Raw genomic sequence first — 24,756 nt, 5'->3', positions numbered from 1 at the left:
CAGAACGAGCACCACCCCATTACAGACCGCCCCACACGACATAGCCGTCGAGGGTGTCAACGGTCTTCTGCGGAGGAGTGACGGACGGGATTTCGTACAGCCAATCACCGCGGCCGGTATCCCACTTCAGGGTCACGGTGGACACCTGCATGGTGCCCGCCTCAAACCGGGACACCATCTGCAGGACCGCGGTCTGCGGGGTGTACGTGACGAACTGGAATCCGGCGAACTGGCCCAGCTCACCGGGCACCGGGGCGACCGGTTCCGCCGTCGCCTCATACGCCCGCCGCTTGTCCAGCAGGACCTGTTTGCCGTCGCCGTACGTCTGCTTCTCGACCACCTTCTCCCAGTCCTTCGTGAACGCGTACCGGGTGCCGATCTGGGCGCCGGCGAACAGGGCCCCCGTCGGCGAGTGGGCGAAGCAGCGGGCGACGTCGCCGTCGACGACCGCAGGTCCCGCGTCCTTGGATGTCGGCACTGCCACGGTGCTGACGAGAGCCCAGTCCGCGGTCGGCGCCGTCCGTGGAATGTCCGTCGATGTCGCGAGCTTGGGGCAGTCACCGTTCCCCGTCGGCGACGCAGACACGGACCCGCTGGCCGAGGCGGTCGGGCCCGCCGCGGCCGGGGCCTGGGACTCGTCGTCGGAGGTGAACACCACGACCGCGCCGGTCACGAGGACCACGGCGAGGAAGAGTGCGCTGGCCTGCCACCACCGAGCGGAATACGGAGACGAGGGCTCTTGGGAATCCGACATCATCCGCTCCCGCTCAGGCCGAGGTCAGTGTCGAGACGAGCGCGGAGGCGGAGCCCGCCAGCACGCACGCCGTCATGACGATGCCGAGACTGCCCATGTGCTCCCCGCCCTCACCTCTGCGGTGGGACACCGCCATGCGGCCGGCGACGATGAGAACCCCGGCGACGCAGGCCACCGTGACCGCGAGGAACACCCAGTGGAGCACCGTCAAAAGCTTGGTCCAGCCGGGCGGGTTCGATCCCTTGGTTGGGTCCGGGACCGCGAGCAGGACGTTCTGTCCCGTCTCTGCGAGGGCAGCCAGCACATGAGTCATCGAGGCATCTCCGATTCGGTGAGCAACAGCAGATCTTTCGCCAGCTTGGCCACCTCGCGGGGAAGGGCATCAGCTGGCTGACCGAGGCGCCACGCCTCGATCCAGGGCACGGACCAGGTACGGGGGACTCCTCCGGACACCAGCCGGACCAGGTCCCGGAGGGGCGCCGGCAGGCGTCCCGGAGCATCAGCGACGACCACCAGGCCCAGCAGCTCCACACCGGGCAGTGATCCGGAGGCCCACTGGCGGGCGGCCCACTGCGTCGCCTGCAGACCGGCAGCGTGCGAGCGGGTCACTAGAACCACCCGCTGATGAGTCGTCTTACTCAGCGGCCAGCAGCGGGACGAGTCGTCACCGCCGGGCACTGCAGCCGCCAGGGAGGTGACCCCGGCGCCGCCGTGACAGCCCAGCCACCACCAGCGGGCCGAGCTCTGAGCATCGCGACCGGGAAGGCCGACTGGCGGTGCGTCAACGCCGCCTGGCTGTGGTCGAATGTGCGAACGCAACGGTTGTTGTGAAGGCTCTGCCCTCACCGGTGGTGCCTGGTGCCGCGGAACTGTAGTCGCAGGCGTCACCCAGGGATTACCTGACTCAGACATAACGATATTCCCCCTGGTCTGATACGCAGGGTCACACAGTCTCGCAGAAGAGCAAATATGGTCAACTCCCTTCTGCAAAGCTAAGGTTGCCGAATTCAACCGAGATCCACGCCGCCGGGGGGTGCGTATGGCTACAAGTCCAGCCATGGCATATGGAGGTTGGGCTCTCAGCCCATCCGCAGGGATTCGGCGGGCGCCGTGAAGGGCGCACTGATGGCCGGAGTTGCAGCCGGAGGTACGGCTCTCGTCCTGGTGGCCACCGCTGTGACCGGCGGCAGCATCGACAAGACCGACAGTCTGCCCGGCGACGACGCCATGGGGCTGAACACGAAGGCGATTCCTGCGGAGTACCGGGATTGGGTGATTCAGGCCGGGAAGCTGTGCGCTGATGCGCCCGCCGCGCTCATTGCCGCACAGATCGAGGCGGAATCGGCGTGGAACCCCCGCGCCGGATCCCCCGCGGGCGCCCAAGGGATAAGCCAGTTCATACCTGCGACGTGGGCGACGTGGAAGGTCGACGCGGACGACGACGGCGACGCCGACGTGTGGAGCCCGCCCGACGCGATCATGACCCAAGCCCGGTATGACTGCTACCTCGCGGACGTGGTCCGCGACTACAAGATCACCGGTGTTTCCAACCGGGAACTCATGCTGGCCGCCTACAACGCTGGCCCCGTCGCCGTGGCGCAGGCCGGAGGCATCCCGAAAAACGGCGAGACGGAGATCTACGTTCCGCGCATCCTGCAGCTGATGGGGAAGTACACCGCCATCCTCGGCCAGCCCGCCGGTCCGTTCGGTTCCCGGGTCGTCTCGTACGCCAAACGCTGGATGGGCACGCCCTACTCCTGGGGCGGAGGCAGCGTCAGCGGGCCGACATTGGGCGTGGCCCAAGGGGCAGGAACACGGGGATTCGACTGCTCCTCGCTCGTCCAGTACGCCGTCTATCACGCGTCGGGAGGCAAGCTCACCCTGCCGCGGACCTCCCAGGCCCAGGTAGGGGTGGGCCGGGCCATCGCGCACAAGAACCTGCAGCCGGGCGACGTCATCGCTTTCCAGCTCAGTGGCCCCGCCGGCGGATACGACCACATCGGCATCTACGTGGGCGGAGGCCAGTTCGTGCACGCCCCGAGGACCGGCCAGACGGTTTCCATCGCCCGCCTGGCAGACGGCTATTACGCCAGCAAGCCCCAGACCATCAGGAGGTATGGATGAAGGCGCGAATCCTGCCGCTGGCCATTGTGGTGACCGCGGTACTGGTCACGGGGTGCAGCAGCGGTACCAGCGAGGACGCGGCGAAACCCGCGCCAGTCAGCACCCCTCCGCCTCCCACCGGAGTCGGTCCGTACCCGGTGCCGAGCAACGCGGCCGCCACCCCGTCCCCGAAGCCCCAGCCCAGTAGAACGCTGCGCCAGCCCCATGGCGGAATTCCCTCTCCCCAGAGCGTCGACCAGCGCGACGCCTCGGCCGTCTCGAAAGGCGCGCTCACCGCCATGCTGACGTACGACACCACCACCGACTCGTCCCGCAATGAGGCGTCACGGCGCATGGTCGCGGCCGGATGGTGCACCGCCGCGTACGGTGCCAAGGTCAGCGCGCCGGTCTCCCCGCCCGCCCCAGGTGCCGGCTGGGAAAAATGGGCCTCCCACCGCGCATACACCACGGTCGATCTCACCTCAGCCGACCAGGCCGGCCGCCCCGCCGACACCCAGACCACTGCGTACCGGCAATGGGCCGTCGCCATCACCCCGCACGGCCGAGACGAGTGGACCGGGCCGCCCGAGACGTACACGGCGTTCGTCGAGCTCATCCGCTCCGGGAAAGGCGCGTCGTGGCGCCTGAACTCCCTCTCTCTCCAGTAGTAGGACGCGACATGACCACGCCCCCCGTACCGCGCTGGCCCCTCTACCTGCTCAGCGCCGCCGCAGACGGCACCGTGACCGTGACCGGCCCGGCAGCCCCGCCCGGACCACACGCCGACCGCGCCGCCGCCGTCAAGGCGGTGGCACAGCTGGCCGCACGGCTCAGCCCTCCCCGCCCGGTCCGCGCCGAGGCCCATGACGAGGACGGCACCAGTTGGCCGCTGACGATCACGCCGGACGGCACCGCCACCGAGACCGGCCAGCCCAGCCGAGCCCGAAAGCCCAGCCGCCGGACCAGACAGGGCAAGCAGCCGGCAGTTCGTCCAGCCGCCGCCGTCAAGGCAGTGGCAGAGGATCAGGTCGCCCTGGACACGCTGCTGACCAAAGACGAGCGCCCAGTGCTCAGCGGAGTCCAGCAGCTGTTCCAGCAACAGCGCACCAAGCAGGCCGCGCCCGCACCGGCACCCGCACCTCCCATGCCGAGTGCTCCGCCGCAGCAGCAGGAACCGCGGCGTACCGCCCCGGTTCCCACACTCCTGACCATCCGTAAGCATGCCGACGCCGGCAATCTGGCCCTGGCCGCAGACCTAGCCGCTCAACTCGACGACGCGTTCTCTGCCGCCCACGGCCCCAGCCACCCCCGCGCCCTCGAGGCACGCACCGCACGCGCCGACACCCGGGCCGCGCTCGGTGACCTCCCCGCAGCCATCTCCCTCTACCGGGATGTAGCAGAACGCCACATGTACGCAGGCGACCCCGAGACCGCCGCACAAATCGCCGACCGGGCCCACATCCTGTGGCAGCAGATCAGCGACCCACGCGCCGCGGCAGCCGTAGGACCAGCCATCGTCCGGATGAGAGCCCAGATCCCCGGACAGGGCGGATACGCACACGCCCAGCAGTACCAAGCCCACCTCGAGCGCACGCTGCAGGATGTCGCCAATTGAACTGACCGGCGCCGTCAGCAGAGACGGATGGAGCGCCAGGTCCGGCCGGCACGGCTGATCACCCCGCGCTCCTCCAGCCTCCCGAGCTGGTAGGCCGTCGAACTGGTGCTGGACAGACCGACCCGCTGGCCGATTTCCCGGATCGTCGGCGCCTCGCCATATTCGGCGATCCACTCGCGGACGCAGATCAGGATCCGGCGCTGCATCTCGGTGATCTCGTTCATGCCGCCTCCGTCCGGCTGCGCGTACGGGCGTGGTGCCGTAGCTCCCCCCAGGTTGCTGGCGATCGGCCCGCTCTCGCCCAGAAGGGGTGATTGGCCAGGCGACACGACAGCAGGATCAGGCGGCGTCTGAGCACCGTCGCGCTGGCCGCAGGGGACCGACGGGCGAGTTCCTCGTACGTGCGGATCCAGTCGTTCTGTATCTGGACCAGGTCGTCGGGGAAGTCGGTTCGCGCCATGACTTGATTAGAGCACGTGTTCGATTTCTGTTGCACACTGAGACGCGCCCCGCCCCGTGGTGGGGGCGTTACCCGGACGGGTGGCACCCAGGCCCCGGCCTCCGCATGTCGTCCCCACGATGACATCGTGTGTCGCCATGAGGACGACACCCACGCGCAGCGGGCCGGGCGACGACGAACAGCCCCGTGCTGAGCGCGAGCGGGCCGCCGCCTGGTCGCGTCTGTTGAGCGGGCCTGAAGAGGACGCAGGCGAGTGAGCGCGAGCACGGCCTGGTCGGACGAGTCCTTTCAGGAGCACGACGACGCCGGGTTCTACATCATCGCCGCGGCGGTAATACCGGACGACGCCCTCGACCAGGCCCGCGAGGCGATGCTTCGCCTGCAGGCGAAGCACGCGCCCGCGAAGCTGCACTGGACCAAGCGCGACAACGCCGAGCGTGCCGAGCTGGCTCGCACCGTGGCCGCCCTCGACGGACTGCACGTGGTCGCCGTCGGCGCCCCGGTCGGGCCGCGTCGGCAGGAACGGGCCCGCGCGCACTGCCTGAACCTGCTGGTCTGCGAGCTGCACGGGTTCGGGGTGAAGCACCTGTTCATGGAGGCCCGCGACCAGGTCCTCAACGCCCGCGACGTCGCCACCGTCCAGCAGGCCCGCTACGCGCTGCCCAAGGAGGCCGTCTTCCGCTTGGACCATCTGCCCGGCGCGGCCGAGCCGCTGCTGTGGGTCGCCGACATCGTGGCCGGCGCGGTGCGCGCGGAGAAGCTGGGCGAGCCGAGATACCGGGAGATCCTCCGGGAGCGCGTCATCGACTTCCCCGTCGAGGTGCGCTGAACGGACCCCAGACATGCGCCAGGCCAGGCTCCCGGTCATGCCCCAGGTCACCTGGCCCCACGTCTTCCAGGGGTCCACGACCCCTGACGTCCCTACCAGGCTACCGCGCCCGGCGCCACCACCGGAAGCGCAGCGCATCCCGCCTCACCCGTCCGGGTTCGTGGGACAAACTGCACAGCGCTGACCTGCGCAAAGGCACATCCGTGAGACCGCCCCACGCACGCGGCGGGAATGGATGCCGGGATGTGTCCCGACCGGTTGCAGCCGACGCTGGACCGGCGCCGGCGCACATGCGCCGCGGGCCGGAAGGTCTCTCAGCCCCCGCTTCTTTGCGTTAGGGCGCAGCTCTCGCGGGGTGCAGTGCTCTGGGCCCGGTGGGGGGTGGCGGCAGCGGGTCACAGGTCGGGCGGGGACGCCCCGGAGGGCCTGGCGGCCCTCCGGGGTGGTCTGGCGGGCGCCTTCGGCGCGTTCACCGCCAGACCATCCCGCGCAAGCGCGGGACGCCAGGCCGGGCGCCTTCGGCGCGTTCACCGGCCTGGTGGCTGGTCCTGCGCAGCAAGCTGCGCGCACCGGACCAGCCATCCCCGCCCTTTGCTGTGACCCGCTGCCGCCACTCCCCACCGGGGCCCCTCGACAAACATGCTCTGACCTGGGCTTTTGCATAGAAAGATGAGCTGGAGTGCTGTAAAGTAATGCATGTCGGAAGGGGCGGCACACCCCGACCGGCAACCAACATCGAGGGAAGGAAATCCCATGACCCGTCAGTTGCTTCCGGCAGCCCTGGAGAACCGGCGCAGGGACATTCGCGTGGTGGACTCGCTTCCGGCGAAGGGGTTCCCGGGGTACGTGAACGGCGTTCAGCGCATGGGCACCGTCCACGACGTCTACGGGTGGACCAACGTTCACGCGCACATCAACATGTCGGCGGATGAGGCGTACGCCTTGACCGACAAGCGTTCGCCGCACGCCCTGTATGAGCTGATGCTGATGTCCGCCGGGGTCACCCCCCGGCCGGGGCTGCACGACCACTCGCCCGAGTTCGGCAAGGCGCTGGGAGTCATCGCGGCCCGTTTCGCGGAGCACTGCCGCGCCTACGAACTGAGTCCGGTCGTCTCGTGGAGCTATGACCCGCACACCGTTGACCGCGAGTCCATCCAGGGCGAGAAGCGGTTCCACGCCCACCTTGTGGGACGCACCCAGGCGGAGCGCGCAGTCGTCGCGGCACGGGCCGAGCGGGCAGGGCGACTCTCCGCCGTCCGGTCCCGGCGGATCGTCGAGGAAGCATCCGTACTGGGCGCGCTGATCAGCGCGGACATCGTGGACGGCGACGCGCTGCGGGTGCTTGAGCCCGTACCGGCACTCTCCACCCCCACGGCCACCGCGACGGCCCAGTTCCGGCTTCCGCAGGGATGGGAGAGCCTGACCAGCCCGGACCTGCCCGCCGACCTGTCGTACATCCACCGCAAGCTGCGGAGGATGTACGACGAGATCCTTCGTGTCTGCACCACCGGCACGGCGGGAGTGTGGCGGCGCCCCATGGTCAGGGAGTTCGACCCGCAGCAGATCGACGTGCCGCTGAGGGCGGCGACCCGGGCGGCGCTCGCCCACTACCTCCGGGGGCTGCGCCCCGAGCTTCTGTCCTTGCCCGTCGAGCGGTCGCGGACCGCGTTCGTCTACCCACTGGCCGATCTCGCCTACGCGGTGACGATCGCCGAGCAGGAGGGGCAGGTGTTCCTGCACCTGCGTACCAACGTGTTCTCCGATCTCGGAGGCGCGGGGATCAGCATCATGGACGGAGTGATCGTGAAGACCAAGAAGGGGGTGGGCGACATGAGCCCCGCCGAGACCGCCGGGCGGGCCGCATTCCAAGGCGACTTCCTACGGATGCTGCACCGTCACCCGCAGGCGACGCGGGCGCTGTTCCCCCGCCTGTAGCACCACCGCAGGGCCGGACCCCGTCACCGGGTCCGGCCCCCGGCCGGATCACCGTCCCGCCCCTCATGATCATGAGGGGCGGGACGCGCGGCGAAAGGACAGCCGCAAGCGGCTGGCGTCCGCCCCTTCAAGCGCCCTTCGGGCGCGGGGCGGACCAGCGGAAACGCCGCCCCCTGAGTGGCCTTCGGCCACGGGCGGCTTTTCTCTGCCCTTCGGGCAGGCGCTGCGCGCCGGGCCCCTCAAGCACCCTTCGGGCGCGGGCCCGCCCCTGCGGGGCCAAGGAGCCGCCTCCGGCGGCGCAGGAACCACAACCTGCCTGGTCTCCCACGAAACGAAAAGCGGTCCTGAATGCTGTAAAGTTTTACCTGTCGACTCTCTACGAGGATGAGGCACACATGCGAAAGGTCGCTTTGTTCGGCGCGCCGGCCACGGGAAAGTCCACCCTGGCCCGGTGGCTTTCGACAGAACTCGATCAGCCCCACACCGACCTCGACGACCTTCTGTTCACCCCGGACGGGCCGCTGCCGCTGGAGGAATTCCGCCGGCAGACAGGAGAGATCACCCGCACCGACGGATGGATCGTTGAGGGCAACTTCTCCAAGCTCGCCGACGTCGTCTGGCACCGGGCCGACACGTTGGTCTGGCTCGACTTCCCGCTGCCCCTGATCGTGTACCGAATCGTTCGCCGCAGTCTGCGCCAGCTCGCAGGCCGCGACGACAGTGCCCAAGCCAGGCGGCTGACCTGGAGCACGGCATTCTTCAGCCGCCGATCGCTGCTGCGTACCGCCATCCGCAAGTACCGGACAAACCGGCCTCGCTATGCCCGGCAGGTATCCGAGACAGCCGACCTGGGCGTCGAGATCGTCAGGCTCCGCAGCCCGCGCGACGTCCAACGCTGGAAGAAGGAGACAGCAAAAGGGCCGATGGAGAGCCGCTTGCAAGAAGCGGCCCGGCACACCACCGGCCCCTAACCAACATCCACGCCGACGTCACCGCCGGCGGAGGAAGCACCACCAGCCTACAAGGCCCGTCCCTGACCGACAGCCGCCAAGGAAGCCTCTCGTGATCCCCCGCAGCCGCCCCGTGATCAACGAATCCGACCTCGCCCGGCAGGCCGGCGTCCCCATCGCCACCTGGCGCCGGCGCGATGCCCCCGCCTTCCGCCAGCGCGTGGCAAGCCTCTTCCCCAGCAGCCGCATCCTGATCTACGACCTCGCCCAGGCCCAGGCTCACCTCAACGGCCTGCCCATCCCCGCGCTGCCCGCCGGAGAACATCCCGACGACCTCCTCAACGACGAAGAGACAGCCACCCTGCTCGGCGTTGCGGCCAGCACCGTCCGCGCCTACGCGACCCAGGGCTACCTCTCAGCAGGCACGACCGTCTACAGCGTCCGCGTCTGGCCCCGCCGTGACATCGAGGAGCGCCGGAACAACCCGCCCGGGCAGGGAAAGGGAGGCGGCCGCCCCCCAGGCAAGGGGACAGGCCCTCGCAAAGCGCACGCCTACGAAGGCGATCCCCGCCTGCGCACCGCTGCCGCAGCCCTCAGCACCGCCGAAGACACCCCCCGCCATCACCTCGCAGCAGCCCTCGCCCACCAGCACGGCGGGTCCACACGCACCTGGGAACGCCTCCTCGCCCAGGCAAGCCTGGAGACCGGGCCTGCTCCGGCCGTCCGCCGCCGCTCCGCGTCCGACTGATCAAGTGCTGCTACCTGCCGGAGGCCCTGCTGGAGGTGTTCTCCTGGACCGGCGCACGGCTTCGACGTCCGAGATGAGGACGTAGCCCGTCTCTCGCCGTTCGTCAGGCACCACATCAACATGCTCGGCCGGTACTCCTTCCAGCTCCCGGACCTGCCCGGAGGGCTGCGTCCCTTGCGTGACCCGGGCGCTAGCGATGAGGAGTGACCGCAGGTGAGGCCCTCGGGCACTCGACCTGATCTGCTCACCAGTCCGGTGCGGCAGGTGGCAGCCGCTCCGAACGAGGCTCGGGACGTCATCGAATGAGGGAACGCAGGACCGGGATGCTCGCACCCGTGGCAGTCAGGCCGGCAATGACCGCAGCAGCGACAGGAGCGTCGGTAAACGCGGTCAGGGCGCCGATGACGATTCCGATCACGAGAGCGGCCAGCAGTACGACCGTTGTGTGCAGCGACAGGAACGGTGGCTCGGACGCGGGACCGTTCACGGCGGGCGGGTTGGTGGGCTGTGTGTTTTGAGTAGCCGTCATGCTTCGACCATGGAGGCTCTACACGCTTTGACCTGCATAGATTGAACAAGTCTGCGGAGATCCGATCAGTCGCATAACGACGCCGTACAGCAGCTGTGTTCGGCCGAACGCCCGTTAACGCATGCTGCGTTCACAGGTGTTCGGGCTAGTTCGGCGCTGTTTTGGCATCCTATTCCTGGCCAAGGTGTGAGGGGGTAGGGGCCTTCCCCGTGATCGTGGACACCGGTTGTCATGCGGCGGTGGCCAGCGTAGTTGATCGCTGTTCGTAGGTGATCGGGCTGATCTGGCCGAGGCGGGAGTGCCGTCGGCGGGTGTTGTAGCGGGTCGCCCAGCGGAAGACGGCGAGGCGGGCCTCACGGGCTCCGTTCCACCGCTTGCGGCCCTGGAGCGTCTCGCGTTTCATGGTCGCGTTCAGACTCTCCGCGGCGGCGTTGTCCGCACTTGTGCCGACCGCGCCGCGCGATCTGGTTACGCCCAGCTCCGAGCAGACCTGGGTGAACTCCTTCGACACATATTGCGCCCCGTTGTCGCTGTGAAATATAGCCCCGCGCAGGCCGTCGGCGCCGCGGGCTCTCGCTGCGGCCCTGAGCGCGTCGGTGACCAGCTCCGTGCGCATGTGATCGGCGATCGACCAGCCCGCCAGACGCTTCGAGCACAGGTCCAACACCGTTGCCAGATAAAGGAATTGGCCGTTGCCGATGGGGAGATAGGTGATGTCGCCCACGTACTTGGTGTTCGGCACCTGGGCGGTGAAGTCCCGCTGGAGCAGGTCCGCCACCGGCTTCGCCGACGGCTCGGGAATGGTCGTGCGGACCTTCTTGCGCAGGTGCAGCCCGACGATGTGGAATTTGCGCATGACGCGCTCGACCCGCTTGTGGTTGACCCGCACCCCGGCATCCTTCAGCTCGGCGGTGACGCGCGGGACCCCGTAGGTGCCGTCCGATTCCTGATGGATCCGGTTGATGTGCTCGGCGAGCTCGACGTCCGCCTGGGCCCGGCCGGCCCGCGCGTCCGCGCCGGCCAGCCACCGGTAGAAGCCGGACCGCGAGACCATGAGTATCCGGCACAGCCGCTTGACGCCGAAGGCGCCACGATGATCGTCGACGAACTGGAAGCGGCTGCTCACCAGCTGGTCTCGCCCGCAAAATACTTCGCGGCCCTCCGCAGGATCTCCCGCTCGAGCTCGAGTTCCTTCACCCGCGCCCGCAGCTGCCGGTTCTCCTTCTCCATCGCGGTGGCCTCCACCGCCCCAGGCCGGGCTGCCTGCTCGGCATCCCGCACCCACGTGCGGAGCGTCTCGTGGTTGATGCCCAGGTCCTTGGCCACCGACGCGTACGACCCACCCGGGCTCGAGTGGTACAGCGCGACGGCATCGGCCCGGAACTCAGGCGAGTACTTCGACGTCCCCAACGGGAACTCCTGTCCTATGGATCATCACGACCCAATGATCAGGGTGTCCACGATCAAGGGGAAACGCCCGTAGAGAGACGTGACGGCACAGGATGGCGTGATCGGCGGGATGAGCACGGCCCAGGAGATGTTGCAGGAGCAGGCGGATCGTCTGATTGAGCTGAGGGCGCAGCGAGGCAACCCGTCGCTCCGTGCGATTGAAGCTCGTGCGAAGACACTGTTCGGCGAGACGGTGTCCCTGCCGATCGCGACGCAGAGCACGGCGTTCGGCGGCGCCAAGTTTGTGAGTCGCGACAAGCTGATGTTGCTCGTGCGGACGCTGCTCTCCTGGAACGAGTATCGCGAGGAATGCGAGCCACCCAGCCACAGGGCAGCTGTGTTGGATGAGTGGCGCACGCGGTGGTCGGCGATCGCTGCGCAGCGGCAGCGGCGCCCCAGGGTCGCTGCGTTGGCTGCATCGGAAGCCGTGGTTGGCCGTGCAGAGGAAGGTCGAGACGCTGTCACGCAGGCGCCGGCAGTCGGCGAAGTCGGAGCAGCGCGGACAGCCGTGCCGGCGACAGGGGGGTCAGGCAACGGCCTGGATCACCTGTCCGTTCTGGAAGTCCTCAGCCTGCTGTTCGCCACCGACTCAAACAAGCAGATCTTCCGGTGCACTGTCACAGAACTTGAATACGGCGATGCTTCCGTTCGTCTGACCGACGGTGTCACGGGCTCGGTCTCTTCAAGGGAGTTGGATGGCTTCCCCAAGCCTGTCCAGACAGGTGACGAACTCTTCGCCATGATCGATCGGGTCGTCCTCATGGAAGGTGTCGAACCCTTCCTCGAACTCTCGGTTGTGGACGCCGATCTAGCCCTCGGAGACGACCCGCGGAAGGCGAAGTTCGACCCGTCCCGATACGGCGTACCGGCGAGGCACGACAAGGACGGGAACAACGTCTATCCAGAAGGATTCGATGCCGAGACCGATGACTGGCTGCCCGGCTTTGAGAAGCAGAGAGACGAGTGGAGCCGTCGCTTCCGCGAGGCAGAGGACCTCTTCCAGGCCCATCGGCGCCACCTCCTTGAGAGACAAGCGGCCGCCTTCAACTCCAGCGAGGATCAGGACGCTGGTGTCATCGAGTGGATCAGCTGGGAGAAGGGCTACGGCTTCATCTACGTCGACGACGGTCCGGTCATCTTCTTCCGCTACTCGGGGCACGACCTTGGAGAAGGCCAGCACGTCCAGTTCACTCACGCTAAGGGCACGCGTGGGCCTGAAGCACACCACGTTCGCCCGATCTACTCCTGACCGGCTCACCGCATCTGGATAGTCCCATCGCCGCAGCCTCCATAGCCATCGAGCCGATTTCTCAGCGGTGGCTGTCGCCGGGAGCGAGCAGGCTCGTCAGCACCCATATGACTGTTATAGCCCGATGATCGGTCATGTCCAGCATGCCTCTCTGGGGCGGGAGTTCAGCAAAAAAGTTGCCCGCCTCGCGGGAAAAGAGGAGCGACACGCCCACATTCCGTAGTGATTTCAGTGGGATCTATGGAAAGATCAACCGCATGTCAGGACGACCCGGAGCATCAGGACCCGTGCGCGGTAGGGCGCAGGTTGGCCGTCGTGTTTCTTACGACCCGTCAACTGGTGAGAACTGGCGGACGGGTGTCGTGATCGTGCCAGACATGGCGAAGAAGGCCATCAAGGCAGCCGGCAGTACCGGACTTTCATTCGCTGGCTTGGTCAACGAGCTGCTCAGGCGAATGGAAGTCGACGCGGACGGCCGCCCGGTCTGGGCGGACGGACTCGACGAACAGGAGGCGCTGCCCTTGACCGGGTAGCGCCATCGGAAGACCGTCCGGACGCGCCAAAAAGCCCCGGCTTCCAACCGGGGCGGCGCCCTCTTCGGACAGGGACTCAACAACACTCCCCAGCGTGCTGAGTCCCGAGATCTACACACACAACACCGCACCCACGGCCGACTTCCCGGTCAGCCACCGCATCCACTAACCGCAGAGAAGAACGGGTTCCCGCCCGGTCGGATCTGCAAAGAAACGGAGGTGAAGCACCCCCTGGACCGTCTCTCGACGGTCAGGAGTAATCCGCCCCATCTGAACGTTTCGAGCCTTTCCCACCTTCGTGGGAAGGGACCTTCAGCGTTCATATAGCGCTAGGAGTGCTTCCCATCGTAGCGGACAGCTGCGATGTCGGTCAGCCCGTGCCTGCCCTCGGTGTGTCATATCGGGTCAGGTCGTACAGCCCGCCATCTGCCCAAATCGCCAATACGTACACAGGTGTCCTCCCCCTCTTCGAGATCGCCCAGGTCGACTTCCAGGCCCTGTTCCTGTCGATGTCCCCGCGCGACTCCATCCGGGTGGACACCCACGCCAGCGACGGCACGTGGCTGCACTCCTACAAGTCCCGCCCGCTGCCGAAGGCACCCCCGGCCGACCCGTACGCCATCCACCTCGCCGACCGGTTCGACCGGTTCCGCTGGATCTGCTTCGACCTCGACGACAAGCGCGGCGACACCCTGGTCGACCTCGCGACGCTATTGCGCTGGCTGGAGGAGGCCGGGCTGACCTACGTGGTCGCCGCCTCCGGATCCGCCGGCGGACGCCACGTATGGGTCACCTCGACCACGCCACTCGACGCGCTGCTGGTCGCCTCCATCGCGAAGGCCGCCGCCAAGCGCCTGCCGACCCTCGACCACGGCCTGCTGTGCAACCCGTCCACGGGCGCGGTCCGCCCCATTGGTGCCCCGCACCGCGACGGTGGCCGCAGCCAACTCCAGATGCCCCTCGAGGGGGAGCAGGCCGCCGCCCTCCTCACCCCGGCCACCTGTGGCAACCCCAGCGACGCGTTCGTCCGCCTCTCACTCATCATCGACGCCGTCCCGACCCCGCCCAACGTCCGCGTCCGCCTGATGCACGAGCACCAGGCCCAGGTCATCGACGACGAGCTGGGCCCGCGCCTGCCCGGCACCCCGAACACCACACTGGACGACGAGACATACAAGCTGCTCACCCGCCGCCCGGCCGACAGCCAGGTAAGCGAAGCCCTCGCCTCGCTGCTCACGAAACTGGCGCTACGCCGCTGGACATGGCCCATGGTCGAGCGGCTGATGAACGAGCGCCGCCACCGCGAAGGCGCCCTACTCCACGCCTGCACCAGCACCCGACGCGGCACGCTACGCACCGTCCTGACCGACACCCAGGCCCGCGAAAAGCTCGCCCGCCAATGGGAACGCTGCGTCGCGTACGCGGCCACCCTGCCGCTCACCGAGGACTCCGCGGAATGGACCGAGACCATCGGCGGCATCGTCGACCTGGTCGAGCAGGTCCAACAGGCCGCCGACGCCTGCCCCGAGCGCTGGGCCACCGAATCCGGCCCCGCCGACCGCGCCGCCCTGGACCTGCGCTGCCTGCTCGCTCTGCGCTCCGGCACCACAGTGCTCAACCTCGACGTCCGCCGCGCCGCCCTCGCCACCGGCCACGGCCGCTCCACCATGCACCGCGCCCAGGGCCGCCTCAGCCTCGACAGCTGGCTCGCCCCGCGCACCTCAGATGGCCCCGCCGGCACCCACGAACTGCTCCCCATCACCGCCTCCCACCCCGGATTCACCCTCGTTGCACGGGGTGGGACACAAGGAACCCCGCCCCCCGTAGGGGGAAGGCGAACTAGCCTGATCTTTCGTCTGCAGGAGCGTCTTGCTGCAGGTCAGCACGACGTTTTTGCCTACGGCCGCGCCACCGGAACGCACTGCGGAGGGCTGGGTCACCACGCAGGGCGCATCTACCAGCAGCTGAATGAGAAGGCTGAGCGGCCTCTCAACCTCACCGAGCTCGGCCAGCACACGGGATACCAGCCCCGCACCGTCGCCCGGCACCTCGCACGGATGCGGAACCTAATGGTCGCCACCCGCGCTGTGATGACCGTCCATCACGAGTGCCCCACCTGTGAGGCAGCCCCGGGAGAACGCTGCCGCACGGCAGCCGGCACGGTTCTGAAGCGGCGTGGAGCCGACCAACATGCTGCCCGCCAGACCCTCGCGGCCGAGCGTTCCGGCACGCCGTATTACCGACCCCGGCCCGGCTCGCTGGTCGCCGCGGCGAAGGCGCTGGGCTGCTTCGGTGTCACAGCCAGCCGTGCACGCAGATACGCCGTCGAGATCGAGCTCTACCGCTGGTGGCAGCAGGAAGAAGCATGGATGCACGCCCCGAAGGCAGGAGTGCGCACGGGAGTACAGACACACGAGGACCAGGCCGCCCTGATCCTCACCACACTCCCCCGCCAACCCCGCCGCCGCTACCCCCGCGGAGCCGACGGACGAGGCAACCACCAAACAGCTAAGGCCCGCATCGAGCGTCGTATCGCCACGGCCTGATCCTCCGCCAGCCGCCTTTGCTTCTGCCGATCTTTGGGCGAGCGCGCACCGCAGGGCTTGTTATTACCTGAGCCGTCGGGGCGAATACGGCCGTGGAGACCAGCGCCGTTTCGCTGACATGGCCGTCTGTGGGGGCGCCCAGGGTCCGTAATCCTCCGTGGCCTGCAGCGTGCGCGGCTGCAGGTGCTTCGGGCTGGGAAAGACGGCCAGCGGCGGAGGGAGGGGGGTCGGTGGCGGACGGGTCGCCGTCTGCCCGGCCGGAGCGGGGTAGACGGCCGTACTCCCGCCGTCGCGCATGACGGGAGCGTGAGGAGACCACACCACCGGCCGGGGCCGAGGGGGGAGCAGCTGCTGCCGCGCAGTGGTGACCGGCCGGTGAGGTCGCTCCGCGTCGGCCCGGGTCTCGCCGTGGCAGAGGAGCGTGTCGTCAGTGGTCGGCTGGTGCCCATGACTCGGGGGTTGAGGAACACCGACGACGATGGAGCAGCTCCGGCGGTCCGTCGAGGCGGTCTCGTTGGATGAGGCACTGGCCGGCTGATGCCGACCCCTATCGGTCGGGTTGTTCGAAGTCGCAGTCCACGTAGCCACCGCTTACTGCGAGCTGTAGCGCACGGTCCACGGTCTTGGGCTGGTACAGCGGAGGACAGCGCGTCATCAGTACCTGTTCGCCAGCGTGGGCCTGATACCAGGTGACGACGCCGCCGTGGTAGCTGGGGTGTCGGTAAGAACCGTGTCACCTGAGGTGCGGTCGCTGGAGTAGCCGTACCCGCCGCTATGATCCGCGTCGTACCGAATGTCAGGTAGCAACCCTCCGCTTTCGTCCCCCACAGAAACCGGCCGAGCAGCGCCTGCCGCAGTCTTCTCGCTGAACGTGAAAGGCAGACATGGCCTGCCGGTTCCTTCCTGTCATAGCCGCCTGCGCGGCCGCACTCCTCGGCGCTGGCTGTAGCAGCCACGCCCCGCAGCCGGCTGCAGCAGCCCCCACGGTCACGGTCACTCAGACCGTCACACCCACGCCCATGCCGACACCGACATCCACGCCTGCAGCCAGCCACACTTCGGCCATCCCCACACCGACCGCCTCCTCGGCACCCGCGCCAGCCCCACCCCGCGCCCCGCTGGGATCGGTCACTCTGACCGAATGGCACGACGGCGACGCGACGAACAAGTGCGTGAACGTCATGACCGTCTACGAGAACCGCTCTGACACCGCGGTCATCTCCATCACCCAGAAGTTCCAGACCTCGTACACGCCCAAGCACGCCGACGGCGAGTACCCCGACGATGTGGACGGCCCGGTCAAGACGCTCACGCAGGACGCGGGCATCGCCCCATACGGGACCCGAACCCTGTACTGGCAGGTGTGCGCGCCGGACCTGGCCTCCAAGCAGAACCCAGTTCCGGCCGACGGCACCGACTCGTTCATGTCCGAGATCGGCGCTCAGCCTCGCGCCACCTCCTGGGACTGGGCGCAGTGAAGACCCCGGTTTGCGGCTGGTGACGGAGGTCTTACCGCTACCCCAACCGGTGGTCGCCAAGTCCGGGCAGTGGCCGGCGAAAGGCGTGCGGCGTAGCCGCTCCCCAATGTCTGTCTGAAGTCGCGCGGCTGCTCCGGCGCGGCACGTCTATAGCGCGGCACATTCGACTGTTCGCGCGTGCGGAAGGGCTCGCGACCGGTCGTGGGGTGGTCGGGATTCAACGTGCGGATCGGGCGGGAGATGATCACGGGATGACTGCGCGCCGCCCGTTGGGCTCTGGACCCGTGCCACCCCCTGCTCCCGATGACGTGGGGACAGGCGGCCGGCTTTTGCCCGTTGAGCGGGTCGTCGCCGATGGGGTCGAAGCAGCCGCAGCCGCGCCCGGTACGGGGATGTACGTCAGGCGCCGGCCGCTGGGATCCGGTCCCGGAGCAGCGTCCGGTACGGCTTAGCTCACGCGCGAGCGGGGCAGAGCAGACACCATGCCGGGTGTACGCACCGGCTGAGCTAATAACAAGCCCTTTGGTCTTGCTGCGGCAAGCCACCCACCGACGGACGGAGACACCAGTGGTGGTCACGTTCAGTGACGTCGCCACCGAGCGCGAGTGGCCGTGGCCGCTGGGCCGAGTGGCGAGGGCGGAGACCGACGCCGTCCCCACTGCCACCGCTCCCGGTCCGGCCGGACCGGTGAGGCGGTGAGCGTGGTGAGCGCACCAGGCCCGGAGAGGCACCCCGCTCACCACCCCGTGGCTCACCAGCTGACTGGTGAGTCTCCCCGCCCCGGGGCGCCCGGAAGTGGTGACCTCGGGGCTTCGGCGTCACTAGTCCCGGTGGGGTGGGAACGGCTGCTGGCCGATGGTGAGACCGTCGCCCGCTACTGGAGCCACGTCCTGCAGCGAGGCCCGGACGACTGTTGGTGGTGGACCGGCGGACTGACCGATACCGCCCACGGGACTTTCCGCGCCGGGTCGCACACCACCGACACATCCCGCGTCGTCCCCGCCCATCTGTTCGGATTCCGGCTCGCCCACGGACCCGACTCGATCCCCGCCGGCCACGTCATCCGCCATACCTGCGACGAGCCGCCGTGCCAGCAGCCGAGCCACTGGATTCTCGGGACCCGGGGCGACAACAACCGCGATGCCGCAGCTAGACGCCGTCTTGCCGGTCACGCGCTGGCCGACGTGCGCGGCGCGGCCGGGCGGGCGCGGGCGGTCCAGGCCGCCATCGCCGCTACCGAAGGACCGGAGCAGATCGAGGCCGCCATCGCCGCTGCCCTTACCGCGGGCAACCCCAGCGGCGCCCTGCAGAACCCGCTCTTCTGACCGACCGCTCACCAGCGGCCCCGGACATCCGTGCGGGGCCGGATGCGTTGGGGAGCGGCTCACCAGTGAGGGGATTGCGCGTCGCGCCGCAGCACTCACCACTCACCAGTCGAGGCCCCGCGGACCGCCCACCGACGCGGTGATCGTCACCACCCTGTGCCGCCGAGACTCCCCCGCTGGGTTGGTGACGATCACCAGCGCGCAGGCGTGCCGACGCCCTGCTCGCGTCACCGATCACCACCCGGCCGTGGGGTCCGGCCTCACCACCGGCGGTGAGGAAAGGCCGGGATCTGGCGGCCGCGCGCCGCCACCGGCTGGTGAGCCTCCCCACGGCGCACGCCCGCCGGGGCGCTGCCACCGCCCCGCGTCCGTCACTCTCCGTCGACGTTGAGCGGGTGGTGGGGAGTAGCCGGCGCCAGCCCGAGCGCGCTGGCCGTGCAGTCCCTCGCGTCCAGCCCTTGGTAACAGTCGACCCCCGTGCGGTGATCCGCACGGGGGTCGATGAAGTCGAGCCCGACCGTAGCGCACGAGAGCGACGGGTAGCCACACCGGCTGCACCTTTCAGCGACGGTCGTCCGGTGAGCGCTTGCCCACTGCGACGCCGCAGTTGAAGGCAGCCTTGCCGCCGCCGACCGGCACATTTCTGTGCAAATGAGTGCGCCGTGCTGAGCTCGATTCGGGAACCCCCCGCAGCCAGGCTCTGCATGATGGCCCCTCAAGCGGCAGTACTAAATGGGACATTCCGGCCCCCTGTAGGACCACGGCATTGAAGCACCCTTTCCCCTCGATCACCCAGACCAAGAGCAGACCGTAGAACTAGATGCACAAACCATGAAGCCTCACACCTATGCATCACGATCCGACGGCTAGTAACGATCTTGAAAGTCGCTTACTCTGAGTCGCGATGCTTTCGATCTCCGCAGGTTCAGACCCCGCCTACCTCACCCGTGAGGTAGCGGCCGGTGCTGAGCACTACTACGCCCGGAGCGTGGACCTGCAGGGCGAGCCGCCTGGCTACTGGCTTGGAGACGGCGCTGCCGAGCTGGGACTGGAGGGCACGGTCAACAACGAGGTCTTCACCGACCTCTACAAGGACTGGATCGACCCCCGCAAGCGCGACGAGATGTACGAACGCCTCGAGGCGATTCCCGACGAGGAAGGCACGCCGGAGTACGCCAAGGCCGAGAAGTCGATCCGCAAGGACGCCCGGCTGGGGAACGCCCCGAAGAACTACGAGAAGAGCTTCCAGCGCCGGTTCGAGGCCGCGCTGAGCGAGGCCCAGGCGAAGACACCTGGCGTCGAGCTGACCCCGGAGCGGGTCAAGGCCATCGAGCTGGACACCCGGAAGCACTCACCGTCGGCCACGCTGTACTACGACCTCACGTTCAGCGCGCCGAAGTCCTGGAGCGTCTACCACGCGAGCCTGCAGGTGAAGGCCGCGGAGTGCCGCAAGGCTGGTGACCTGGAAGGCGCCGAGCGGTACGCCGCGAAGGCGGACCGGGTCTGGGACGCATGGAAGGTCGGCGTACAGGCCGGTCTGGAGCACATGCAGGACGAGGCCGGATACACCCGGCTGGGACACCACGGGGCCAAGATCGAAGGCCGCACGACCGGGCGTTTCGTCAAGGGCGAAGGCTTCATCGTCTCCGCCTGGGCGCAGCACACGAGCCGCGACGACGACCCCCAGCTGCACGTCCACGCCACGGTCCTGAACAAGATCAAGGCCGTTGAGATCGACCCGGTGACCGGCGAGGAGCGGGTGACCTGGGGATCGGTCGACGGCCAGGCACTGTGGGCCCACAAGCAGGCCGCGGGCCACCTTGCCGAGCGGATCGCTGAGCAGGAGCTGGAGCGGACCGAGGGCGTGCGGGTCATGACCCGTCCGGACGGCAAGGCCCGCGAGATCGTCGGCATCGATCAGGACAAGCGGGACGCGTTTTCCTCCCGCCGCGTCGCCATCAAGGCCGAGGTCGCCGAGGTAGCGAAGGCGTATGAGGAGCGGTACGGCACCGCGCCGAGCCCGTACGTGCTGGCCCGGATGTCCGAGGACGTCACCCTGCAGCAGCGGCAGGCGAAGAAGCACGACGCCGTCACCCGTGACCAGCTGCTCGACCGGTGGGAGGCGTTCAGCCAGGAGCGGTTCCGCGACTCGCTGGCCAACGTCCCTGACCAGGTCGAGCACGAGTCCGCGCTGCACGACCTGCACCGGCCGTACACGGAGTTCGACCCCGAGCGGATCCAGCAGCGCGCCATCGCTGCGGTTCAGGAGCAGAAGGCGACGTGGCGCAGGCCGGACCTGATCGTCGAACTGAACCGGCAGCTGCCGGACACGCTGGGCGGGATGGAAGCCCACGAGGTCCGCGCCCTGCTCAACCGGCTCGCGGACGATGCGCTGGACCCGGCCACCGACAACGGCGTGGTCCGTACGACCGCCCCGCACCTGGTCGAGATCCCCGTCGAGCTGCAGCGCGAGGACGGTTCCTTCGTCTACGAGCCGGCCGACAACAACGTGAACCGGTTCGCGACCGAGGGCCACATCCAGACCGAGGAGCGGATGCGGAGCTTCGCAGGTGAGCGCGGCGCCCCCACGGTGCCCAGCGAGTTGGTCGAGGAAGTCATCGAACGGCGCGGGCTCAAGGGCCGGCAGGCCGATTTCGTCCGCAGCGCGGCGATGTCCGGCCGCAAGCTCGACCTGTTGATCGGCCCGGCCGGCGCGGGCAAGAGCTACACCCTCGCGGCGCTGACCGAGGTATGGGAGGCCCACGAAGGCCGCCAGGTCATCGGTCTGGCCAGCGGTGAGCGCGCCGCCCAGGTCCTCGCCGACGAGGGCATCAGCAACGTCGCCAACATCTCCATGCTGCTCAAGAAGCACGACGACATGGCTGCGGGGAAGCACGTTCCCGACGCGGAGAAGTACCGCATCGCGCCGGGCAGCCTGGTCATCGTCGACGAGGCGGGGATGACCAACACCCCGGACATGGACCGGGTCCGTGCCGTGGTCGAGGCGCACGGCGCCAAGATGATCGGCAGTGGCGACCATCACCAGCTCACGTCAGTCGGGGCGGGCGGGATCTTCGGCCAGCTCGCCGAGGAGATGCCCGGGGTCCACACACTGGAAGAGGTCCGCCGCTTCCGCGACATCGACCCCGTCACCGGCGAGTCGAAGGTCCGCGAGTGGGAGGCCGAGGCATCCCTGCAGCTGCGCGAGGGCGACAGCGAGGCGCTGGCCCAGTACGAGCTGCACGGACGTTTCCGAGGCGGCAGCGCCGAGGAGATGACGGAGCGCGCCTACCAGGGATGGGTCACCGATCAACTGGCCGGGCGCAACCCGCTGCTGGTTGCCCCGGACAACGAGACGGCCGCCGAACTCTCCGCCCGCGCCCGCGTCGACCTGGTTCGCGCCGGCCTGGTCGAGGAGGACGGTGTCGCACTGCGCACCGGGCAGAAGTACGGCGTCGAGACCAAGGCCGGCCGCGGCGACGTCATCCAGATGCGCCGCAACGACCGGAAGATCGGGGGCGAGAGCGGGCAGTTCGCCACCAACCGGCTGGTTGCCACGGTCACCGGGATCAGCGACGACGGCTCCCTGATGGTGCAGCTGGAGGACGGCTCGCGGATGCACCTCCCCGCGGCCTACGTCCAGACGCACGTCGAGCTCGGGTACGCCAGCACGGTGCACGGCGCGCAGGGTCGCACGGTGGGCCCCTGCCACTCGCTGGTCGACGAGCAGACCACCCGCGAGGCCCTGTACGTCGGCCTCACCCGAGGCCAGGACGGCAACTGGGGCTACGTCATCACCCACCGGGATAGCCAGGGGATCAAGCAGGAGGACATCCCCCACTACCTCTCGGTGCTCGACCAGACCCTGCAGCGCACCGGTACGCAGCAGACCGCTACCCAGGCGATCGCGGCCGAGCTGCAGCGCCGCGAGAACCTCGCCGTGCTGGAGCCCGTGTGGTCCGGCGTCAAGGACCAGGATGCCGAGAGGCGGTACGGCAAGGCCCTGCTCGACGCGCTGGGCTCCGAGGGCTACGCCCGCATCAGCAGCGGTGAGGCATACGGCTCCCTGATGCGGCTGGCCCGCAGCGTCGAGGAGAGCGGGTTCGACGCCGAGGAACTGCTGGTGCGCACCGCCCGCTCGCGCGAGCTGGACAGCGCCAACGACGCCAGCAAGACGATGCACTACCGCCTTCAGTGCGCGTACCAGCTGGTCGAGCGCGACCAGATCAACGCGGAGAAGGCCGAGCAACGCGCCGCCCTCGCCGCACAGAAGCAGAAGGTCGACGCGGCCATTGCAGCCGGGCAGCACCCCGTCGACCCGGAGCGCCTGCAGCAGCTGGTCGACACCCCCGAGCCCGAGCCGGCCGACCAGGCCGCCCTGCACCACGCCGAGCTGCTGCGGCAGACGCTCGCTTACCAGGAGCACGCGGAAGTCCTGCACGCCGGACAGGCCAACGAGGTCAAGCAGGCCCAGGCCGCCGAGCGCGAGGCGCAGATGGAGGCCATGGACTCCTACGGGGCCCGCACCCGGGACCTCGGCGGCGACCCGGGACGGTTCATGGGCGAGTGGGCCGAGGTGATGGACCAGCGCACCGAGCAGCTGGGCCAGCGCGTCGCCGAGGAACAGCCGGAATGGGCGATCGACCGTCTGGGCCCGGTGCCCGAGGACCCGACCGAGCGTGCCGACTGGGAGCGGCGGGCCGGCCGCGTCGAGCGGTACCGCGAGGCACACAACTTCGACAAGGAGACCGACGCCATCGGCCGGGCCCCGTCGGACGGTGCTGTCGAAGCGCGGGCCGACTGGGAGCGGGCACGCCGCGCGCTGGGCGTGCCGGACGAGCTGGCCGACATCTCCCGCGCGAGCGAGGAGAGTCTGCGCCAGGCCGTTGAGCGAGCCAACCGCGAGGAGGAGTGGGCGCCGCCGTACGTCGCCGACGACATGCAGCGGTCGTTCAAGGCGGAGCGCGACTACGAGGACCAGGCCGTGCAGATGGAGTTGCGCGCCCAGGAGATGGCAGAGAGGGAGGCCGCCGAGCACGAGGAGCGCGTCACCAAGGCCATGCACGCGGCCCAGACCGCAAGCGGCTACAACGAGCACCAGCAGGCCCTCGCCCAGTCGATGGCGCTCCAGCAGGTGCCCACACTCCAGGCGAACATCGAGCCGAGCGAGTTGGTGCGCGACACCCTCGACCGGGCGGACACCAGCCGGGACATCGCCGAGTCGATGGGCGACCGGGCACGGCAGTACCAGGAGGTCCACGAGACCCGCGAGAAGTGGTTCGCCGAGACGCAGCAGGTGCGCGAGGAAGCCGACTACGCGCGGATCGAGCTGGAGCGCCGCAGCCCAGTCGTCGAGCCGGAGACCGCCGAGCCGGAGTCGGCCCCGGCCACCGCGCCGACACCGCAGTCGTCCGTCGAGCAGGAGCTGATGGAGGCGATGGAGCAGGCCCGCAAGGCGCAGCAGATCCTCGCGGAGCGTGCCCAGGAGCGGGAGCAGGAAGCTCAGCGGGAGCGCGAGGCGCAGCCGAAGGCCGAGGAGATCGACCGCGAGCGCCGCGACACCGGCATGGGTCTCGAGGTCGAGTACGAGCGGCTGGGCCGGGAGATGACCGGGCACGACCACGACGTCGAGCATGCGGGCAGCAGCCCGGCCGCACCCGAGCCGGTGCCGGTGCCGCCTGCTCCCCCTGCGCCGGACATCGACATCGACATCGAGATGTAGGCCCCGGGCCAGCGGTCAACCCACTGGCCCGCCGCCTTTTCCTGGCTGTGTGTCACAGCAGCCCGCTACCTTGACGGACATGGCCGAGACATCGTCGTGGAACCGGGGCGGCCCTCAGCAGCCGCCGGCCCAGCCGACCCAGACGCCTGCAGCGCAGGCCCTGCCGCCGCGCGTCACGCGCTCACGCAGCGAGCTGGAGAAGCTACGCGACGATGCGCTGGCCTCGCAGGCGCTGCAGCCGGGCGACGTACGGATGATCTGGTGTTCTCCCGACGGTGTCGCGAGCGCGCTGGAAGCCATCATCCACACCACCCGCTGGCTGCTCGGCGAACGCCAGTGGTCCCCGATCTCCCGGGAGCTGTACGACTACCCGGACCTGCCGGTTCCCCTGATCCGTACGCACGCCGAGGATGCGATCTTCGGCTACAAGTGGACTGACACGTCCGAGTGGTATGCCGGCGGAGTGAAGCGGACCGTGGAATGGGCGACGGCCGCCACCGAGGAGCGCCCCATCTTCGAATGAGCACCAAT

The 24,756-nt window shown here is 68.8% G+C and carries 23 protein-coding genes; 15 read left to right on the top strand and 8 right to left on the bottom strand.

The genetic code is table 11. The annotated features are described in order from the left end of the window. Window positions 1–19: 19 nt before the first annotated feature. From OHB49_RS45565 to OHB49_RS45555, 3 genes are read right to left on the bottom strand one after another with little or no spacing between them, the layout of a single operon-like run. On the bottom strand, window positions 20–754 hold the full coding sequence (locus OHB49_RS45565) for a hypothetical protein (RefSeq protein ID WP_329167518.1): 735 nt from the start codon (window positions 752–754) through the stop codon (window positions 20–22). A gap of 13 nt (window positions 755–767) precedes the next feature. Next, window positions 768–1,067, bottom strand: coding sequence for a hypothetical protein (locus OHB49_RS45560; RefSeq protein WP_329167517.1), 300 nt, complete (start codon window positions 1,065–1,067; stop codon window positions 768–770). Continuing rightward, a complete protein-coding gene (locus tag OHB49_RS45555; RefSeq protein WP_329167516.1) occupies window positions 1,064–1,666 on the bottom strand; it encodes a DUF6668 family protein in 603 nt (200 codons plus the stop codon). The genes OHB49_RS45560 and OHB49_RS45555 overlap by 4 nt, the downstream gene beginning before the upstream one ends. Window positions 1,667–1,879: 213 nt before the next feature. On the opposite strand from OHB49_RS45555, the gene OHB49_RS45550 reads away from it, so the two are divergent. From OHB49_RS45550 to OHB49_RS45540, 3 genes are read left to right on the top strand one after another with little or no spacing between them, the layout of a single operon-like run. Beyond that, on the top strand, window positions 1,880–2,878 hold the full coding sequence (locus OHB49_RS45550) for a C40 family peptidase (RefSeq protein ID WP_329167515.1): 999 nt from the start codon (window positions 1,880–1,882) through the stop codon (window positions 2,876–2,878). After that, window positions 2,875–3,525, top strand: a complete 651-nt coding sequence (locus OHB49_RS45545) for a hypothetical protein (RefSeq protein ID WP_329167514.1) — start codon at window positions 2,875–2,877, stop codon at window positions 3,523–3,525. Before OHB49_RS45550 ends, OHB49_RS45545 begins: the two co-directional genes overlap by 4 nt. Before the next feature lie 11 nt (window positions 3,526–3,536). Then, on the top strand, window positions 3,537–4,472 hold the full coding sequence (locus OHB49_RS45540) for a hypothetical protein (protein WP_329167512.1): 936 nt from the start codon (window positions 3,537–3,539) through the stop codon (window positions 4,470–4,472). Between the two features lie 14 nt (window positions 4,473–4,486). Here OHB49_RS45540 and OHB49_RS45535 read toward each other — a convergent pair whose 3' ends face one another. After that, on the bottom strand, window positions 4,487–4,696 hold the full coding sequence (locus tag OHB49_RS45535; RefSeq protein ID WP_329167511.1) for a LexA family protein: 210 nt from the start codon (window positions 4,694–4,696) through the stop codon (window positions 4,487–4,489). After that, window positions 4,693–4,932, bottom strand: coding sequence for a hypothetical protein (locus OHB49_RS45530; RefSeq protein WP_329167510.1), 240 nt, complete (start codon window positions 4,930–4,932; stop codon window positions 4,693–4,695). The genes OHB49_RS45535 and OHB49_RS45530 overlap by 4 nt, the downstream gene beginning before the upstream one ends. Window positions 4,933–5,185: 253 nt before the next feature. Between OHB49_RS45530 and OHB49_RS45525 the strand changes: the two genes are divergently transcribed. From OHB49_RS45525 to OHB49_RS45510, 4 genes are all read left to right on the top strand, one after another. Further along, a complete protein-coding gene (locus OHB49_RS45525; protein WP_329167508.1) occupies window positions 5,186–5,761 on the top strand; it encodes a hypothetical protein in 576 nt (191 codons plus the stop codon). 753 nt (window positions 5,762–6,514) lie between these two features. Then, a complete protein-coding gene (locus OHB49_RS45520) occupies window positions 6,515–7,696 on the top strand; it encodes a hypothetical protein (protein WP_329167506.1) in 1,182 nt (393 codons plus the stop codon). A 395-nt stretch (window positions 7,697–8,091) separates the two neighbouring features. Next, window positions 8,092–8,667 (top strand): adenylate kinase, encoded by a 576-nt coding sequence (locus tag OHB49_RS45515; protein WP_329167505.1) that lies wholly within the window; start codon window positions 8,092–8,094, stop codon window positions 8,665–8,667. Between the two features lie 91 nt (window positions 8,668–8,758). Beyond that, window positions 8,759–9,394 (top strand): DNA-binding protein, encoded by a 636-nt coding sequence (locus tag OHB49_RS45510; RefSeq protein ID WP_329167503.1) that lies wholly within the window; start codon window positions 8,759–8,761, stop codon window positions 9,392–9,394. A gap of 295 nt (window positions 9,395–9,689) precedes the next feature. Here OHB49_RS45510 and OHB49_RS45505 read toward each other — a convergent pair whose 3' ends face one another. Next, window positions 9,690–9,923: a hypothetical protein gene (locus OHB49_RS45505; RefSeq protein WP_329167501.1), complete on the bottom strand. Its 234-nt coding sequence runs from the start codon at window positions 9,921–9,923 to the stop codon at window positions 9,690–9,692. 229 nt (window positions 9,924–10,152) lie between these two features. Next, window positions 10,153–11,333 (bottom strand): IS3 family transposase gene (locus OHB49_RS45500; RefSeq protein WP_329167386.1). Its coding sequence is split into 2 segments (ribosomal slippage): window positions 10,153–11,066 and window positions 11,066–11,333, totalling 1,182 coding nucleotides; the frame shifts between segments, so codons are not numbered across the junction. A 79-nt stretch (window positions 11,334–11,412) separates the two neighbouring features. Here OHB49_RS45500 and OHB49_RS45495 point away from each other — a divergent pair. The 3 genes from OHB49_RS45495 (at window position 11,413) to OHB49_RS45485 (ending at window position 15,700) form a co-directional block, all read left to right on the top strand. Continuing rightward, window positions 11,413–12,621: a cold shock domain-containing protein gene (locus OHB49_RS45495; RefSeq protein ID WP_329167499.1), complete on the top strand. Its 1,209-nt coding sequence runs from the start codon at window positions 11,413–11,415 to the stop codon at window positions 12,619–12,621. 377 nt (window positions 12,622–12,998) lie between these two features. Then, a complete protein-coding gene (locus tag OHB49_RS45490) occupies window positions 12,999–13,154 on the top strand; it encodes a hypothetical protein (protein ID WP_329167497.1) in 156 nt (51 codons plus the stop codon). A gap of 335 nt (window positions 13,155–13,489) precedes the next feature. Continuing rightward, on the top strand, window positions 13,490–15,700 hold the full coding sequence (locus tag OHB49_RS45485) for a zinc finger domain-containing protein (protein ID WP_329167496.1): 2,211 nt from the start codon (window positions 13,490–13,492) through the stop codon (window positions 15,698–15,700). A gap of 997 nt (window positions 15,701–16,697) precedes the next feature. Here the strand turns inward: OHB49_RS45485 and OHB49_RS45480 are convergent. Beyond that, complete coding sequence (locus OHB49_RS45480; protein ID WP_329167495.1) at window positions 16,698–16,883, bottom strand: hypothetical protein; 186 nt, start codon at window positions 16,881–16,883, stop codon at window positions 16,698–16,700. On the opposite strand from OHB49_RS45480, the gene OHB49_RS45475 reads away from it, so the two are divergent. The 5 genes from OHB49_RS45475 (at window position 16,873) to OHB49_RS45455 (ending at window position 24,748) form a co-directional block, all read left to right on the top strand. Then, window positions 16,873–17,178, top strand: a complete 306-nt coding sequence (locus OHB49_RS45475) for a hypothetical protein (protein WP_329167493.1) — start codon at window positions 16,873–16,875, stop codon at window positions 17,176–17,178. The two genes, OHB49_RS45480 and OHB49_RS45475, sit on opposite strands and share 11 nt — an antisense overlap. 570 nt (window positions 17,179–17,748) lie before the next feature. Next, window positions 17,749–17,877, top strand: coding sequence for a hypothetical protein (locus OHB49_RS45470; RefSeq protein ID WP_329167492.1), 129 nt, complete (start codon window positions 17,749–17,751; stop codon window positions 17,875–17,877). A 131-nt stretch (window positions 17,878–18,008) separates the two neighbouring features. Continuing rightward, entirely contained in the window at window positions 18,009–18,503 is a 495-nt protein-coding gene (locus tag OHB49_RS45465) for an HNH endonuclease (RefSeq protein ID WP_329167491.1), read from the top strand. A 904-nt stretch (window positions 18,504–19,407) separates the two neighbouring features. Beyond that, window positions 19,408–24,225 (top strand): MobF family relaxase, encoded by a 4,818-nt coding sequence (gene mobF, locus OHB49_RS45460; protein ID WP_329167580.1) that lies wholly within the window; start codon window positions 19,408–19,410, stop codon window positions 24,223–24,225. Between the two features lie 79 nt (window positions 24,226–24,304). Further along, complete coding sequence (locus tag OHB49_RS45455; protein WP_329167579.1) at window positions 24,305–24,748, top strand: hypothetical protein; 444 nt, start codon at window positions 24,305–24,307, stop codon at window positions 24,746–24,748. The last annotated feature ends 8 nt before the right edge of the window (window positions 24,749–24,756 follow it).

The organism is Streptomyces sp. NBC_01717, from assembly GCF_036248255.1.
Classification (GTDB): domain Bacteria; phylum Actinomycetota; class Actinomycetes; order Streptomycetales; family Streptomycetaceae; genus Streptomyces.
The sequence above is the reverse complement of the archived record's forward strand: the minus strand, read 5'-3'. Positions and strand labels throughout refer to the sequence as shown.

Bases quoted from the DNA above. Each gene is read 5' to 3' on its own strand.
- OHB49_RS45535 (WP_329167511.1), bottom strand. From the start codon at position 4,696: ATGAACGAGATCACCGAGATGCAGCGCCGGATCCTGATCTGCGTCCGC.
- OHB49_RS45515 (WP_329167505.1), top strand. From the start codon at position 8,092: ATGCGAAAGGTCGCTTTGTTCGGCGCGCCGGCCACGGGAAAGTCCACC.
- OHB49_RS45540 (WP_329167512.1), top strand. From the start codon at position 3,537: ATGACCACGCCCCCCGTACCGCGCTGGCCCCTCTACCTGCTCAGCGCC.
- OHB49_RS45505 (WP_329167501.1), bottom strand. From the start codon at position 9,923: ATGACGGCTACTCAAAACACACAGCCCACCAACCCGCCCGCCGTGAAC.
- OHB49_RS45545 (WP_329167514.1), top strand. From the start codon at position 2,875: ATGAAGGCGCGAATCCTGCCGCTGGCCATTGTGGTGACCGCGGTACTG.
- OHB49_RS45565 (WP_329167518.1), bottom strand. From the start codon at position 754: ATGTCGGATTCCCAAGAGCCCTCGTCTCCGTATTCCGCTCGGTGGTGG.
- mobF (WP_329167580.1), top strand. From the start codon at position 19,408: ATGCTTTCGATCTCCGCAGGTTCAGACCCCGCCTACCTCACCCGTGAG.
- OHB49_RS45530 (WP_329167510.1), bottom strand. From the start codon at position 4,932: ATGGCGCGAACCGACTTCCCCGACGACCTGGTCCAGATACAGAACGAC.
- OHB49_RS45480 (WP_329167495.1), bottom strand. From the start codon at position 16,883: ATGACGTTCACGCACTTGTTCGTCGCGTCGCCGTCGTGCCATTCGGTC.
- OHB49_RS45550 (WP_329167515.1), top strand. From the start codon at position 1,880: ATGGCCGGAGTTGCAGCCGGAGGTACGGCTCTCGTCCTGGTGGCCACC.
- OHB49_RS45520 (WP_329167506.1), top strand. From the start codon at position 6,515: ATGACCCGTCAGTTGCTTCCGGCAGCCCTGGAGAACCGGCGCAGGGAC.
- OHB49_RS45455 (WP_329167579.1), top strand. From the start codon at position 24,305: ATGGCCGAGACATCGTCGTGGAACCGGGGCGGCCCTCAGCAGCCGCCG.
- OHB49_RS45490 (WP_329167497.1), top strand. From the start codon at position 12,999: ATGGCGAAGAAGGCCATCAAGGCAGCCGGCAGTACCGGACTTTCATTC.
- OHB49_RS45560 (WP_329167517.1), bottom strand. From the start codon at position 1,067: ATGACTCATGTGCTGGCTGCCCTCGCAGAGACGGGACAGAACGTCCTG.
- OHB49_RS45555 (WP_329167516.1), bottom strand. From the start codon at position 1,666: ATGTCTGAGTCAGGTAATCCCTGGGTGACGCCTGCGACTACAGTTCCG.